The 13,640-nt window shown below is 59.4% G+C and carries 15 protein-coding genes and 2 tRNA genes; 15 read left to right on the forward strand and 2 right to left on the reverse strand.

Annotation, left to right across the window (positions count from 1 at the left end; translation table 11 throughout):
* Window positions 1-119: 119 nt before the first annotated feature.
* The 14 genes from ettA to HPTL_RS05935 all read left to right on the forward strand — a co-directional run bounded on the left by ettA (window position 120) and on the right by HPTL_RS05935 (window position 10,654).
* Entirely contained in the window at window positions 120-1,787 is a 1,668-nt protein-coding gene (ettA, locus tag HPTL_RS05865; protein WP_119335140.1) for an energy-dependent translational throttle protein EttA, read from the forward strand.
* A 122-nt stretch (window positions 1,788-1,909) separates the two neighbouring features.
* Window positions 1,910-2,422 carry a hypothetical protein gene (locus tag HPTL_RS05870; RefSeq protein WP_119335141.1) on the forward strand — a complete coding sequence of 171 codons (513 nt, stop codon included), beginning with the start codon at window positions 1,910-1,912 and terminating at the stop codon, window positions 2,420-2,422.
* An 85-nt stretch (window positions 2,423-2,507) separates the two neighbouring features.
* Window positions 2,508-2,582, forward strand: a tRNA-Val gene (locus HPTL_RS05875).
* 13 nt (window positions 2,583-2,595) lie between these two features.
* Window positions 2,596-2,671: transfer RNA gene (locus tag HPTL_RS05880), tRNA-Ala, on the forward strand.
* 166 nt (window positions 2,672-2,837) lie between these two features.
* Window positions 2,838-4,013 carry a tyrosine-type recombinase/integrase gene (locus HPTL_RS05885; RefSeq protein ID WP_119335142.1) on the forward strand — a complete coding sequence of 392 codons (1,176 nt, stop codon included), beginning with the start codon at window positions 2,838-2,840 and terminating at the stop codon, window positions 4,011-4,013.
* Between the two features lie 4 nt (window positions 4,014-4,017).
* The gene (locus HPTL_RS05890; protein WP_119335143.1) at window positions 4,018-4,791 is read left to right on the forward strand and encodes a hypothetical protein; all 774 of its coding nucleotides are present in this window, start codon (window positions 4,018-4,020) and stop codon (window positions 4,789-4,791) included.
* A 71-nt stretch (window positions 4,792-4,862) separates the two neighbouring features.
* The gene (locus HPTL_RS05895) at window positions 4,863-5,060 is read left to right on the forward strand and encodes a helix-turn-helix transcriptional regulator (RefSeq protein WP_119335144.1); all 198 of its coding nucleotides are present in this window, start codon (window positions 4,863-4,865) and stop codon (window positions 5,058-5,060) included.
* 10 nt (window positions 5,061-5,070) lie between these two features.
* On the forward strand, window positions 5,071-7,017 hold the full coding sequence (locus HPTL_RS05900; protein ID WP_170141289.1) for an AAA family ATPase: 1,947 nt from the start codon (window positions 5,071-5,073) through the stop codon (window positions 7,015-7,017).
* A gap of 78 nt (window positions 7,018-7,095) precedes the next feature.
* Window positions 7,096-8,262: an IS256 family transposase gene (locus HPTL_RS05905; protein WP_119334379.1), complete on the forward strand. Its 1,167-nt coding sequence runs from the start codon at window positions 7,096-7,098 to the stop codon at window positions 8,260-8,262.
* A gap of 326 nt (window positions 8,263-8,588) precedes the next feature.
* Window positions 8,589-9,215, forward strand: a complete 627-nt coding sequence (locus tag HPTL_RS05915; protein ID WP_119335147.1) for a hypothetical protein — start codon at window positions 8,589-8,591, stop codon at window positions 9,213-9,215.
* Window positions 9,216-9,416, forward strand: coding sequence for a hypothetical protein (locus HPTL_RS05920; RefSeq protein WP_119335148.1), 201 nt, complete (start codon window positions 9,216-9,218; stop codon window positions 9,414-9,416).
* A gap of 14 nt (window positions 9,417-9,430) precedes the next feature.
* Window positions 9,431-9,724: a hypothetical protein gene (locus HPTL_RS05925; protein WP_119335149.1), complete on the forward strand. Its 294-nt coding sequence runs from the start codon at window positions 9,431-9,433 to the stop codon at window positions 9,722-9,724.
* Window positions 9,721-10,005 carry a LexA family protein gene (locus tag HPTL_RS05930; RefSeq protein WP_119335150.1) on the forward strand — a complete coding sequence of 95 codons (285 nt, stop codon included), beginning with the start codon at window positions 9,721-9,723 and terminating at the stop codon, window positions 10,003-10,005. The genes HPTL_RS05925 and HPTL_RS05930 overlap by 4 nt, the downstream gene beginning before the upstream one ends.
* 124 nt (window positions 10,006-10,129) lie before the next feature.
* On the forward strand, window positions 10,130-10,654 hold the full coding sequence (locus HPTL_RS05935) for a hypothetical protein (RefSeq protein WP_119335151.1): 525 nt from the start codon (window positions 10,130-10,132) through the stop codon (window positions 10,652-10,654).
* A gap of 394 nt (window positions 10,655-11,048) precedes the next feature.
* Here the strand turns inward: HPTL_RS05935 and HPTL_RS05940 are convergent, their stop codons facing one another.
* The gene (locus HPTL_RS05940) at window positions 11,049-11,603 is read right to left on the reverse strand and encodes a L,D-transpeptidase (RefSeq protein WP_119335152.1); all 555 of its coding nucleotides are present in this window, start codon (window positions 11,601-11,603) and stop codon (window positions 11,049-11,051) included.
* Entirely contained in the window at window positions 11,600-12,079 is a 480-nt protein-coding gene (gene tadA / locus HPTL_RS05945; protein ID WP_217127029.1) for a tRNA adenosine(34) deaminase TadA, read from the reverse strand. The genes HPTL_RS05940 and tadA overlap by 4 nt, the downstream gene beginning before the upstream one ends.
* Window positions 12,080-12,185: 106 nt before the next feature.
* On the opposite strand from tadA, the gene HPTL_RS05950 reads away from it, so the two are divergent.
* Window positions 12,186-13,634, forward strand: coding sequence for a putative nucleotidyltransferase substrate binding domain-containing protein (locus HPTL_RS05950; protein WP_119335154.1), 1,449 nt, complete (start codon window positions 12,186-12,188; stop codon window positions 13,632-13,634).
* The last annotated feature ends 6 nt before the right edge of the window (window positions 13,635-13,640 follow it).

Genomic DNA, 13,640 nt, shown 5'->3' on the forward strand with positions numbered 1-13,640 from the left:
CCCAGCGCGGCCGGAACCAAACGGTTCCCGCCGCGCTTCTTGCGTTTTCTGCGGCGCAAAACGCTCGAGCAACGCCGGTATATAATGAACCCTCATCAGTAAAACGAATGGGTACACCGATGGCGCAGTACGTGATGTCGATGTTTCGGGTCAGCAAAACCGTCCCTCCGAAACGGCAAATCATCAAAGACATTTCGCTCTCTTTCTTCCCCGGAGCCAAGATCGGACTTCTGGGGCTCAACGGTGCCGGAAAATCGACCGTGCTCCGCATCATGGCCGGCGTCGATAAAGAGTACGAAGGCGAAGTCCAGTGGCAGCCGGGGATCAAGATCGGTTATCTGCCGCAAGAACCGGAACTCGACCCCAACAAAACGGTGCGCGAAGAGGTCGAATCGGGGTTGGGAACGATCATCGAAGCGAAAAAACGGCTCGACGAAATCTACGCCGCGTACGCGGAACCCGACGCCGATTTCGACAAACTGGCCGAAGAGCAAGCCAAATACGAAGCGATCCTGGCCAACGCCGGTGCGGACATCGAAAACCAGATGGAACAGGCGGCCGATGCGCTTCGCCTACCCCCCTGGGACGCCAAAATCGCGAACCTCTCTGGCGGTGAAAAGCGTCGCGTGGCGCTCGCGAAATTGCTCCTCTCCAAACCCGATATGCTGCTTTTGGATGAACCGACCAACCACCTCGACGCCGAATCGGTCGAATGGTTGGAGCAGTACCTGGTGCGCTTCCCAGGAACGGTCGTCGCGGTGACCCACGACCGCTACTTCCTCGACAATGCCGCCGAATGGATTCTGGAGCTCGACCGCGGCGAAGGAATCCCTTGGAAAGGGAACTACAGCTCGTGGCTGGAGCAAAAAGAGAAGCGGTTGGAGCAAGAGGCCAAAGCCGAAGCAGCGCGCCTCAAAGCGATGAAACACGAATTGGAGTGGGTGCGCAGCAATCCCAAAGGGCGTCAGGCAAAATCCAAAGCGCGCTTGGCGCGCTTCGAGGAGCTCGCCAGCGTCGAGTACCAGCGGCGCAACGAAACGCAAGAGATCTTCATCCCACCTGGGGAGCGGTTGGGTGACCAGGTGATCGAATTCCGCAACGTCAGCAAAGGTTTCGGCGACCGGCTCCTGATCGACAACCTCTCGTTCATCGTCCCGAAAGGGGCGATCGTTGGGATCATCGGCCCCAACGGCGCCGGTAAATCGACCCTCTTTCGCATGATCTTGGGGAAAGAGCAACCCGACAGCGGCGAAATCCTGATCGGCCCGACGGTAAAAATCGCCGCCGTCGACCAAACCCGCGAAGGGCTCGACCCCAACAAAACGGTCTGGGAAGAGGTCTCGAACGGTCAAGACATCCTCAAGATCGGCAATTTCGAAATCAACAGCCGCGCCTACCTGGGCCGTTTCAACTTCAAAGGGGCGGACCAACAGAAGATCGTCGGGAAGCTTTCGGGCGGCGAACGCGGGCGTTTGCACCTGGCGAAAACCTTGCTGCAGGGCGGCAACGTGTTGCTCCTTGACGAGCCGTCGAACGACCTCGACGTCGAGACGCTGCGCGCCCTGGAAGAAGCGCTCCTCGAATTTCCCGGCTGCGCACTCGTCGTCAGCCACGACCGCTGGTTCCTCGACCGGATCTGCACCCACATCCTCGCGGCCGAAGGGGATTCGCAATGGACCTTCTTCGAGGGCAACTACCGCGAATACGAAGAGGACAAGAAACGGCGTTTGGGTGAAGAAGCGGCTAAGCCGAAACGGATCCGCTACAAGCCGATCACCCGTTCCTAGTCCGGAATGAACTGGATCGCCACGCACTGGCAGGAAGCCGGCCATCGTTCAGGCCGGATCGCGGGGCTCGCTCTTTGCATATCCCATGACCACACCAAAGGACAAACTGGAGACACACAACCATGAGCGACGCGATCTTCCGCAAAACCGAAAAAGGGCAGGAAGAGATCAAAACGCGCAGCGCGGGACTCAATCCGCGACAACGGCGCATCCTGATCCTCATCGACGGTCAAAAGAGCGTTTCCCAATTGCGGGAGCTAGCCGCTACCGACGATTTGACCCATGTCCTCAGTACGCTGGAAGAGCTTGGTCTGATCGAGCTGGTTGGGACGGTCGATGAAACAGGAGCAACGCAGTCGGTCGACCGCATCGAATCGATCACAGCGTTCCGCCCGCTCCCGGATCCCCCCAACCCGAAAGAGCTCGAAATGGCGCGCAATTTCATGATCAATACGCTGCGCACCTTTTCCGCGACGCCGATCGACCACTTGTCTTTGATCGAAGACATTGCCGCCGCACCAGACCATGAAGTCTTGCGCGCCCTCTTCGGTCGCTGGTACCAAGCGATCGTCGAGACGACGCAAGGAAGAGCGCGGGCAGAACAACTACGTCTCGACCTGTTGAAGGTCCTATGATCGTGCGAAAGATGCGTGCTTCGGGCGCAGCAGCTATTGACAGAGAGCGCGAAACACCGTATCATAAGCGTCTCTCGCACGTTGCGGGTGGTTAGCTCAGCGGTAGAGCACTGCCTTCACACGGCAGGGGTCAGTGGTTCGATCCCACTACCACCCACCAGTGAAGTACGTACGGGCCGGTAGCTCAGTTGGTAGAGCGTCGCGTTCGCAATGCGAAGGTCGTGGGTTCGACTCCCATCCGGTCCACCATCGCCCCGTTTCTCAACGTCTCAAAAAGTCTAAAAATCCTTGAGAATCAAGGAAATAAGCCAAAAATAGCGTCTCATTCGATTCCATAAAGTACCCTTGCAGCTCACCCAACCGCCGAGTAACATTTGAGTATCTCGAAAAGGGGTTGAGTAACAGGGGTACCGCCATGCCGAAACTCACCGACGTTGGCATCCGCGCGCTTGCGCCGAAAGAGAAACTATACCGCATCGCCGACGGCGACAATCTCTACCTGGAAGTCGCGCCCAACGGCAGCAAGCGATGGCGCTTTCGGTACATGAAGGACGGCAAGGCGACGATGCTATCGCTGGGCACTTACCCCAGCGTCACATTGGCCGAAGCGCGCCAGGAAGCAAAGCGCCTACGCGGTGAACTCTTCGCTGGCACCGACCCTATGGCCGCAAAGCGTTCTCGCCTGCTCGACGGCGCGCAAACCTTCGAAGCGATCGCCGCCGAGTGGTTTGAACGTCGCATGGCGGATCGCTCACCCAAATACCGTGAAGTCGTGCAATCACGTCTCAAGCGTGAAATTCTGCCCTACCTGGGCGCGCGACCCATTACCGAGATCAGAGCGCCCGAAATTCTTGCGCTGCTTCGGCGCATCGAAAACCGAGGATTGCTCGAAACCGCGCGCCGCGTGCGCACAGTGATTGGACAAGTCTTTCGTTACGGCATGGCGATTGGCGCGGTGGAATCCGACCCGACGATCGCATTGCACGGCGCACTCAAACAACCCAAAGTGCGCCACATGCCCGCCCCCACGACACCGGAGGAAGTGGCGGCAATCCTGCGCGCCATCTCGGCATTCAAGGGAACGCCCATCGTTTCGGCAGCGCTTCGGCTGTTGCCGTATCTCTTCGTTCGCCCTGGAGAACTGCGACAAATGCGATGGGCTGAAATCGACTTCGCCCGTGCCGAATGGCGCTTCACCGCATCGAAAACGGCAACCGATCACATAGTGCCCCTTTCGCGCCAAGCGCTGACGATCTTACGCGAAGAACTTTACCCGCTCTCTGGACGCTTCGTTTGGGTATTCCCAGGAGGACGCACCCCGGAGCGACCGATGAGCGACAACGCCATAGTCGCCGCGTATCGGCGACTGGGAATCGGCAAAGACGAACTCGTTGCGCACGGCTGGCGCGCTGTGGCCCGCACGCTGCTACACGAAGAACTCGGCTTCCCGCCGGAGGTGATCGAACACCAACTAGCACACAAGGTACCCGACCCGCTGGGACGCGCCTACAACCGCACGCGATTCATCGAACAACGGCGCGAAATGATGCAACGCTGGGCTGACTATCTGGACGCGCTGCGGGAAGGGTAACGCCGTGATCGAATTTTTGCCCGCAGTACCGCAAGCGGTTCGGGAAGGTATCGAGGCGATCTTCTCTGGGCGCAATGGGCTGGATTTTTGGGTAGCGGAGCGCGGACGACAACTCGCCGAAGCGCAAGCGGCATTTGCCCATGCCGTGAAGACTGGCGACACGAGAATCGATGAGTTTCGCCGCGCAATGAACAAAGCGCGCGAAGCGTTTGCCTCTTGCCAATCGGAACGCGAAAAACTCATCCGTCTGGTGACGCACCCCGAAATGGCGAAGGTTTATTCGCTGCTCGCCGATTCTCTTTCCGAAGAAGAGCAAGCGAGATTTATTCTCGCGGCCTGGGATGCTCAAATCGACTTCGGCAGCGTAAAGGGAACCCGAGCCAAAGCAAAAGAGCTTGCCGCCGAAATTGCAGACAAAGCAAAAGAGCTAGCGGCGCTGATGCACGAATTCAAATCGTTGGGTTTCGGTGTGGTCCAGTATGAGCAAATCGAACGAATCGAAAAGATCGCCGACACGTTCGCCACCTGGCGGCCCCTACACGGCAATATCGTTATCGACGCAGCGACCACCACCCGCCAAATCTCGCACAAGCAAACCTACCTGCGCGCCTTCATTGCCCTGCTGGCCGAAAAGGTAGGCATCTCATTCACCCCGAAAATCATCCGCGCCATTGCGATCACCGCAGAGGTGGCAATCGACGACCCAGACGTCACCGTAACCCCCCGCGAAGTGCGCCACGCAATCAAAAATTGGGAAAACTCGCGCGAAAAATTTTGACGAGTTTTCCTTTCCCTCGGCTGTCTTCATATAAATAATTATGAGCACCTTCAATACAAAAAAGGGTGCTCATGATGGAAAACACCAACCGCATCTTGCGTCTGCCTGAGGTGATCGCAATCACCAAAATCTCTCGCCCCACCATCTACCGTTGGGCGCGCGAAGGGTTGTTCCCTGCCCCGCTGAAACTTGGCCCGCGTGCCATTGGCTGGCGCGCCGATGAAATTGACGCCTGGCTGGAGTCGCGTGACAGAAAACAAAACGCGTGAGGAGGCCAGGATGACACAAGGAAACAAAAAACCGCCGATCACGGCGGCGGCAAACAAGGCTAGCTATGGCCCCATTGTATCAGAATTTGACGTCGTAAATCAGTTTCGCGACGCGATCATCGCGGCGGGATTGACGCCGCCGCGAGAGATCATCCCAGACGGGAAGCTTCATCGGTTCAGCACAAACGGAAAACGTGGCGACGATGCCGGGTGGTACTTGTTGCACCTTGACGGCATCCCCGCCGGCGCGTTTGGCGATTGGCGATCCGCTCTTTCGGAGACCTGGCGTGCCGACCTTGGGCGCGCCTTGACCCCCGAAGAGGAGGCCGCGCACCGCCGCCGCATCGAGGAAGCACGCCGCCAGGTGGAGGAGGAGCGACGCAAACGCGCCGAGCAAGCGGCGCGACTGGCGGCTACGGTGTGGCGCGCTGCACAACCGGCAAGGCCCGATCACCCTTACTTAGCGCGCAAAAAGGTTTCGCCGACCGCGACGCTACGGGAACTGCCGCTCGACGAACTGACGGAACTGATCGGATACGCGCCCCAGGCCAAAGGAGAGCTGTTGTGTGGTCGCGTGCTAATCGCGCCCGTTCGTGTTGCCGGAAAAATCGCAACCTGCGAGTTTATCGACGAAGCGGGGAGAAAGAGCGCGTTGGCGGGCGGTGTGAAAGGTGGCGGATTTTGGGCGACCGCAGCATTACCGGATCAAGGCCGCATCATCATCGCCGAGGGTGTTGCAACGGCGTTGTCAATCGCCGAGGCCCTGGGCGAACCCGTAGCGGCTGCTCTTTCGGTGGGAAACCTCGCCGCCGCCGGGAATGCCATTCGCGCCGAACACCCCAGTATCGAGCTTGTCATCGCGTCCGACCTGGACAAAGCAACCGGGCTGGCCCACCCGGAGGCGATCAAGGCCGCCGAAACGTTGAACTGCCCCCTGGTCGCGCCGCCGCGTGACCTACTGCCCGGCGGCACTGACTTCAATGACCTAGCATTGCGTGACGGGCTTGAGGTAGTGCGCGAGGCTTTTGCGCAGATCAAGCACCAAGGCGTCACGCTGCTTTCGGCTGCCGAGATCAAACCCGAACCGATTCGCTGGCTGTGGCCCGGCTGGTTGGCCCGCGGCAAGCTTCATTTGCTCGCCGGTCGACCGGGTACCGGTAAATCGACCCTCGCGTTTTCGCTGGCGGCGACCGTCACCACTGGCGGCGTTTGGCCCGACGGCACGCAGTGCGAATCTGCCGGAGATGTTGTCGTTTGGAGCGGCGAAGACGACCCGCGCGACACCATCGCCCCGCGTTTGATGGCTGCAGGCGCAGATTTGAGGCGCGTGCACTTCGTGCATGCAGTCATTGGAGCCGATGGAGCGCCAAGACCGTTCGACCCGGCGTCCGACATGCCGCGCTTGGCTGAGGCGCTGCGGAAAATTCGCCCAGCACTGTTGATTCTCGACCCGATTGTGAACGCCGTCGCTGGGGATTCCCACAAGAGCGCCGAAGTGCGCCGCGACCTGCAAGCGGTGGTCGATCTGGCGGCCGACCTTGATTGCGCCGTGATTGGGATTACTCACCTATCCAAGGGCAGCGCCGGACGCGACCCAACCGAACGGGTTCTGGGATCGGTGGCATTCGCAGCGCTGGCGCGTGTTGTGCTACTCGCTGCAAAAAATGAGTCGAAAGAGGGAGACGCGCCGCCCCGCATTCTCGTTCGGTCGAAATCCAACATTGGACCGGATGCCGGTGGCGTTGGCTACGATTTGCTTCAACGTGAGATTGGGGACGGTATCACTGCCAGCGCCGCTGTTTGGTGCGGCGTTGTTGACGGTGATGCGCGGCAGATTCTTTCAAGAGCCGAAAACGCCGCCGGACTGGAATCAGAAAGCGGCGGCGAACTTGCCGACGCGATGGGGTTTCTCGAATCGCTGCTCGAAAACGGCGGTTGTGTACCATCCTTTCTGTAAATTCCGTTTAGCGCCTCTGGCAGGAAGTGCGCGGCGCTCGGTCTGACGCCATGACTTCGAGAAAGGAGTATGCCCATCATGGCGATGCGTGTCGAAACCAATCCTTTGGAAATGGCTTATGCTGTGTTGCTCGAACACGGACTGGAGGGTGCCGGCGAGGCTCTGCGCATCCTCGTCAATGAAGCCGCCAAGATCGAACGATCCCAGTTCCTTGGAGCGGCGCCCTATGAACGTAGTGAGCGACGGCGTGACTACGCCAACGGGTACAAACCCAAGACGGTACTCACCCGCCTTGGTGAGCTGACCTTTCAGGTGCCCCAGGTGCGTTGCGGCGACTTCTACCCTTCTGCCCTCGAAAAAGGCACCCGCACCGATCAGGCGGTGCATCTGGCCCTGGCCGAGATGTACGTCCAGGGGGTCTCCACCCGCCGGGTGATCGAGGTACTGCAGCGCCTGCTGGGGCCGGAGATTTCGCTCTCCACCGCCCAGGTGAGCCGTGCCGCCGCCAGGCTCGACGAGGGGCTTGCGGCCTGGCGCGAGCGTCCTCTGGGCGAAGTGCCCTATCTCTTTCTGGATGCCCGTTACGAGAAAGTGCGGCTGGAAGGGCGAATCGTCGATTGTGCCGTCTTGATCGCCGTCGGCGTCGATGCGACGGGCAAACGGCGGGTGCTCGGTTGCACGGTGGCCACGTCGGAAGCCGAGATCAATTGGCGACGTTTCCTGGAATCCCTCCTGGCCAGAGGGTTGCACGGGATCAAGCTCATCATCGCGGATGATCATGCGGGCCTCAAAGCTGCCCGCAAAGCGGTGTTCCCTTCTGTTCCCTGGCAGCGTTGCCAGTTCCATCTGCAGCAAAACGCCGGCCAGTTCGTCACCCGACAGGAGGCGAAAAAGCACGTCGCCGCGACACTGCGCGCGATCTTCAATGCTCCGGACAAGGCAGAAGCCGAGCGGCTTTTGAAAGCCGCCCTGGACACCTGGCGCAAGGAGCATCCGAAACTGGCCGAGTGGGCCGAAACCGCGATTCCTGAATCCCTGACGGTGTTCGACTTCCCCGCTGCGCACCGTATCCGTTTGCGTACCACCAACGGGCTGGAACGCATCAACCGGGAACTGCGACGACGCACCCGGGTGGCCAGCATCTTCCCCAACATGGATTCCTGCCTGCGCCTGGTCTCGGCGCTGCTGGCCGAACTCGACGACGAGTGGATGACCGGCAAGGTCTATCTCAACCTCAACCCGTAACCCCGGCGTCATGACCAACACCACGGAAATTTACAGAAAAAAGGTTGCACAACCAAAACGGCCCTGTGCCGGTGAAGATCATCCAGAAGGAAGCGTCGGAGGCCGGTTACTCATGGGCGACGATTCGGCGCGCCAAGGAGCGCCTTGGCATCGAGGCGGAGCGAACCGGCGGTGTGGGAAAGGCCGGACGCTGGGAGTGGGTTTTGCCTAAGATGCTCAAGAATCCCCTAAGGTGCTCACTTTCTGAGGGTGAGCATCTTACGCATCTTAGCGAAAACTTGAGCACCTTAGGCGACAGCGATTCCGAATGGCTGGAGGTTTGAGCCATGGACGCCGCCCAAATCATTTTGGAACTCGCGCGTCACGGTGTGGCCGTTAGCCTGACCGATCGCGGCACGATCCGTTGCCCGGCGACTGTCGGCGATGAGGTGCTTTCTGCGATCAAGGCGAACAAATCGACCCTGGTCGAACTATTGACCCCGCCAGCCCCGTTTGTGGCGGCGATCGCAGACGGCGACCCGCCGAGCTATGCAGCGATCGAGGCGTTGCGCCACTGGCGGCGCGACAACCCTGAACCGGTGCGGTGCGCCGATTGCGCGCTGCTGGCCCCCGTTGGCTGCTTGTCGAAATCTTCCAGCATCCGCAACCCGCGGCGCGACTTGGCTGTTCTCAAAAATGGGCGCGCAGTGATCGAAGGCGATCGCCTGGAGCACCAATGCAGCGGGTTTTATTCCCACGAAGAGGCGGCGGCCCTGGCGCGGTGCTGGCTGGAGACACTCGCACGGCGCTACGGCTGGACGCCTGAAACGCCAAGCGAGCCGATGGCAGAAAACGAATCGCGCACGATTGCGCGTTTTCTGGCCGTTGAGGCCTCCACTGAAACGGTGGTGTCGCGCGCTGAAATCGTGGCCCGCGGCCATCTCTGCCGAAGGCTGCGGGAAACACTGCTATGAGTGGCCAACCCCATTGAGTCGCTAATCGATGAACTTGATGAACATTTTGAGGAGCGCGCGGCAATCCTCCAATTCGAAGGGGGGTTGCCTGCTGGCGAAGCGGAGCGCAGAGCGTTACGCGAAACGGTGGAGTGGGCGCGTGGCCGCGGCTGTCCGGCTGCGGTGCTAAGCGCCTGGCGAAATGAGAACCAAGCGGCATGACAAAGGAGAAAGCCATGAGCAATCGCGTTTTACCCAAAGCACCAAGCTACACGACCGGAATCACCGGCGAAGTTTCCATTACGCCGTTCCGTCTAAACCATCTGGCCCAAACGGCAAATGGCTTGGCTGTCCTGTCCGAGGTTATCACCGGCACGGTTCATGAAATGATCGAAACAGGCCAAGACCGCACGGCGACCCAACTGGAAGGCCTGGCCGAAGCACAAATGGCATTGGCGCGGCAACTGTGCGATGACATCTTCGACTTGATCGAGCTTGCCGAGAAACTCCAGGAAAGGGGAAGGCAATGACTTTGGTTTTTCGTGTCCAAGGCGATTCGATGACCGATTGCAGCGCCGACCTGTCGTTCAACCCTGGCGATTTGATCCTGGTTGCTCCAGACCATGAGCCGGAGGACGGATCGTTTGTTGTTGCGCAAGTCGGTGGCGAACAAGTGCTGAGGAAGCTTACCACCGAAAACGGCAAACGCTACCTGAAGGCGCTGAACCCTGCGTGGCCGGATATTCCGCTCGATGATGGCGTGGTGATCTGCAGCAGGGTGACATTCAAATGGGAGCCGATCACCGTTTGACGTAAGGCCCACCCCCTGCGGTGGGCTTTAGGTACTGTTCAGCGTTTCGATTCTGTGGGTGCGGCGACGCCCGGTTTTTGCCTAGGCACAGGGAAAAATTTTTGGTTTCGTTTCGGGGGATGACATGACTCTTGCGACCAAAACCGAACTAGCCAAGCTGACCGGTGTCACGCGCCAGTACATCTGCAAACTGGCGAAGATGGGCGTTCTCGACGGGTGCGAGCGGGACGGCAAATTCGACCGTGATTGCGCCGTCGCAGCGATCGAACGTTACCGAAGCGGTGCCCGCTGGCGTGCGAACGGTTCTCACCTGGCGATCGACCTTGCGAAGATCAGAAATTCGGAAGACTTGGCCGCTGCTCTCGAAGAGATTCCCGACCCGTTTTTGAAAGTGCGTCTGATGCGCGACTTCTGGAAGGCCCGCCTAACCGAAATCCGAGTGAAGGAACGATCCGGCGAGCTTGTGCGCGAGGCCGAAATCGTCGCGGCTGGTCAAAAGAAGGTCAAAGCCATGCGCGACAAGCTGCTTGCGATGCCGTCGAAACTCGCCCCGGTCGTTGTGACCATGTCCGAGCGGGAGGCGCTCGAGGTTCTGACCGCTGCGATCGAAGAGGCGCTCGAAGAGGTGGCCACTTTGGGCACCAGGTGAGGAAACCGGCCCGCGAGATCGCGTTCTATGCCGTTTTCTCGCGGCGGTCTATACCAGACTACTACCCGGACGGCTCTAGAGGCTTGTAGCGCGTTCTCGCGCGAATCGTTGGCGTTGTGCTATAGATGGCCGCTTTCGTTCCGCTCATGTCTTCGCAAATTGGGTAGTGGCAAATGTGCAACAAAAGCGAAGCATGGGAAACGAACCGCAGAAGCAAGTGAACCGCTTGAGTAACTCTTGAGTATGAGTAACTTGAGTATCGCAAAAAATCAATTTGTTTTCAAAGCGTTACAAACATTGTTCGGAGGACATCCGGTCCACCAACCCATTTTTTTCCTGCTTTTGCTCCGATCTCCTCAGTACAGCTGTCGTACAGTGACTCGCTGTTTGTTTCCTATATCCCTGCCGCTTGCGCCCACCACTTGCTGACGATCCACACCTTTGCCCCGGGCTGGATCACTGCAGCGAGTTCGACGATATCGAGGTTCCCCATCCGAATACATCCGTGCGAGCACGGTACCCCAAGCTTTTCCTCTTCTGCCGTGCCATGAAGGTAGATGAATCGCCGTTGCGTATCGACCTTCCCCAACCGATTCCAACCCACCTCTTCGCCACACAACCAAAGAATCCGCGTCAAAATCCAGTCGTGCGCGTCGGAACGCGCCAGACCGGCTCCGCTACCTTGCTTGCGCCCGTCCTGCCCCCATTGGGGAAGGAAGCCGCGAGCACCGGTCGGACGCCGCCCTTTGAAGACCGTCCCTAACGCCATTCCGGCACCGATCACCGCGCGGATGCGATGTCGCCCCAGCGGTGTCTGGCCACTGCCAAGCCGTTGCCCTACCCCGGCACGTGCTGTGGAAACGGGATAGATGCGTTGGCATACTCCGTCCCAATCGTAGAGAAAGAGGCGTTGGGTTGCGACGCAGATCACCACTTTTGCTGCGCTCATGATCGTTTTTTCCGTTGTGTGCGTCGAAGCTGAAAAAAATGGCGCAATTGCGCGATACACGCATCCCGCAGCACTCCGCCGCGAACCTCGGTATGCGGATTGAGCGCACGGTGGGCAAAAAGGTCGAGTTGTGAGCCCGCCACCCCGGTTTTGGGTTCCGGTGCGCCGAAAACCACGGCTGCGACCCGGGCTTGAAAAATGGCACCGGCGCACATCGCACAGGGTTCGACCGTCACATAGAGAATCGTCCCAGGCAACCGGTAGTTGCCCCGCTGTCGCGCCGCGGCGCGCAGTGCGACGATCTCGGCATGAGCGGTCGGATCGTCTGTGCCGATGGGCTGATTGCATCCCAACGCCACTAACGCACCTTCTGCTACCACCACCGCACCCACCGGCACTTCACCGCAACGCTCCGACAGTTTCGCCATAGCGATCGCCCAGCGCATCCACACCTGATCCCATAATGCCTGGGTCACCAGGGCATCCCGGCGATTGCGATGTGCCGAATGGGTCAAATTTGCTGCTCCGCAACAACCTTGACTCTATAATAGCAAAGTGCTGCGATCCCAAGGAATTCGACCTATGTCCCCCTCACAACAACACAACATTTTGTTCGATCCATTGGCGCGCTGGTGCACGCTAGGGCTCAAAACGTGTGCGGCAGACGATACCGCAATGGCTGTCGCACAGCAGATGGAAGCCCAAGGGGTCTCGAGTCTGATCGTCGAAAAAGCGGGAAAAGCCGTGGGTATCGTCACCGACCGCGACCTACGCAACAAAGTGGTTGCGCGTGGGCTTGCGCCGGAATCGGTTACCGCTGAGTCGATCATGGGGGCGCCGCTGGTGAGTTTACCCCGTCATGCGCCGCTTCACGCCGCTCTCTTGGAGATGGCGCGCCGCGGCATTCACCGCCTGGTGGTTTGTGATGAGGCAGACAACCCCATCGGAATCCTGTCGCAGAGCGATGTGCTCAAAACCCAACGCCATTCCCCCCATTTGATGGCGCTCGAAATCGAGAAAGCCACCGCTTTGGAGACGCTCAAGGAACTCCAACAGACGCTGCAAGAGTTGGTTGCGATCCTGGTTCGAACCCATACGCCCATTCAGGAGACCGTGGCGCTCATTGCCTATCTCAACGACGCGTTGGCGCGTCGGGTGGTGGAAATCACCGCGGAATCGGTAGGGTTGGGGTTGGACCGCTTTGCATTCGTCGTCCTGGGGAGTCAAGGGCGGGGCGAACAAACGTTGGCCACCGACCAGGACAATGCGCTCGTTTTGGCCGACGATCTCGACGAAACGGAAGTGGCGTTGGCTCAAACGCTCGGGGAACGCATTTCTGAAGGCTTACTCGCGATCGGTTTCCCGCCGTGCCCGGGAAACATCATGACCCGAAACCCCTTTTGGCGGCGCAGTGCGCAAGCGTGGCAAGAGCAGATCTCGGCGTGGGTGCAGCGGCCCACGCCCGAGCACGTGCTCAACGCGGCGATGTTTGCCGATATTCGGACGCTTGCGGGCAACGATACGCTCACACAGCAACTCGTGCAGAGGTTTTACACGGAAGCGGCGCGCGACAACCTCTTCTTTGCGCGGATGGCTCAGAACACGGTGCGCTTCGCGGTACCACTCGGCTGGTTGGGGCGGATCAAGACCAAACCCTCCGGTGCGATCAAGGCGGGGGTCGACCTCAAAAAAGCGGGGATTTTCGCGATCACCGATGGCATTCGGACACTTGCCCTGCGTCACCGAGCGTTAACGGGCAATACGTTCGCGCGAATCGAAAAACTCAAAGAAAAAGGCGTATTGCCTGAACACGAGGGCAAGGAACTGCGCTCTGCCTTGGCCTTCCTGCTCGATCTACGGCTGCGTGCGCAGCTCGACGCGATCGACGCAGGCATGCCCCCCAGCAATGTGATCGATCTCAAAGCGCTTACGCGGTTGGAGCGGGCCGAACTCATCGCCGCGCTGCGTACGGTCGAGCGCTTTCAAGCGTTCATCCGCATGCACTTCAAATTGGACTTGTTGCGCAACTGAGCAACA

It is taken from the genome of Hydrogenophilus thermoluteolus (genome assembly GCF_003574215.1).
Taxonomy (GTDB): Bacteria; Pseudomonadota; Gammaproteobacteria; order Burkholderiales; family Rhodocyclaceae; genus Hydrogenophilus; species Hydrogenophilus thermoluteolus.

What these genes read in the sequence shown, in the direction of transcription:
- HPTL_RS05950 (WP_119335154.1), top strand. Translation starts at nt 12,186, where the DNA reads ATGTCCCCCTCACAACAACACAACATTTTGTTCGATCCATTGGCGCGC.
- HPTL_RS05895 (WP_119335144.1), top strand. Translation starts at nt 4,863, where the DNA reads ATGATGGAAAACACCAACCGCATCTTGCGTCTGCCTGAGGTGATCGCA.
- HPTL_RS05935 (WP_119335151.1), top strand. Translation starts at nt 10,130, where the DNA reads ATGACTCTTGCGACCAAAACCGAACTAGCCAAGCTGACCGGTGTCACG.
- HPTL_RS05930 (WP_119335150.1), top strand. Translation starts at nt 9,721, where the DNA reads ATGACTTTGGTTTTTCGTGTCCAAGGCGATTCGATGACCGATTGCAGC.
- ettA (WP_119335140.1), top strand. Translation starts at nt 120, where the DNA reads ATGGCGCAGTACGTGATGTCGATGTTTCGGGTCAGCAAAACCGTCCCT.
- HPTL_RS05940 (WP_119335152.1), bottom strand. Translation starts at nt 11,603, where the DNA reads ATGAGCGCAGCAAAAGTGGTGATCTGCGTCGCAACCCAACGCCTCTTT.
- HPTL_RS05870 (WP_119335141.1), top strand. Translation starts at nt 1,910, where the DNA reads ATGAGCGACGCGATCTTCCGCAAAACCGAAAAAGGGCAGGAAGAGATC.
- HPTL_RS05900 (WP_170141289.1), top strand. Translation starts at nt 5,071, where the DNA reads ATGACACAAGGAAACAAAAAACCGCCGATCACGGCGGCGGCAAACAAG.
- HPTL_RS05915 (WP_119335147.1), top strand. Translation starts at nt 8,589, where the DNA reads ATGGACGCCGCCCAAATCATTTTGGAACTCGCGCGTCACGGTGTGGCC.
- HPTL_RS05925 (WP_119335149.1), top strand. Translation starts at nt 9,431, where the DNA reads ATGAGCAATCGCGTTTTACCCAAAGCACCAAGCTACACGACCGGAATC.
- HPTL_RS05885 (WP_119335142.1), top strand. Translation starts at nt 2,838, where the DNA reads ATGCCGAAACTCACCGACGTTGGCATCCGCGCGCTTGCGCCGAAAGAG.
- HPTL_RS05905 (WP_119334379.1), top strand. Translation starts at nt 7,096, where the DNA reads ATGGCGATGCGTGTCGAAACCAATCCTTTGGAAATGGCTTATGCTGTG.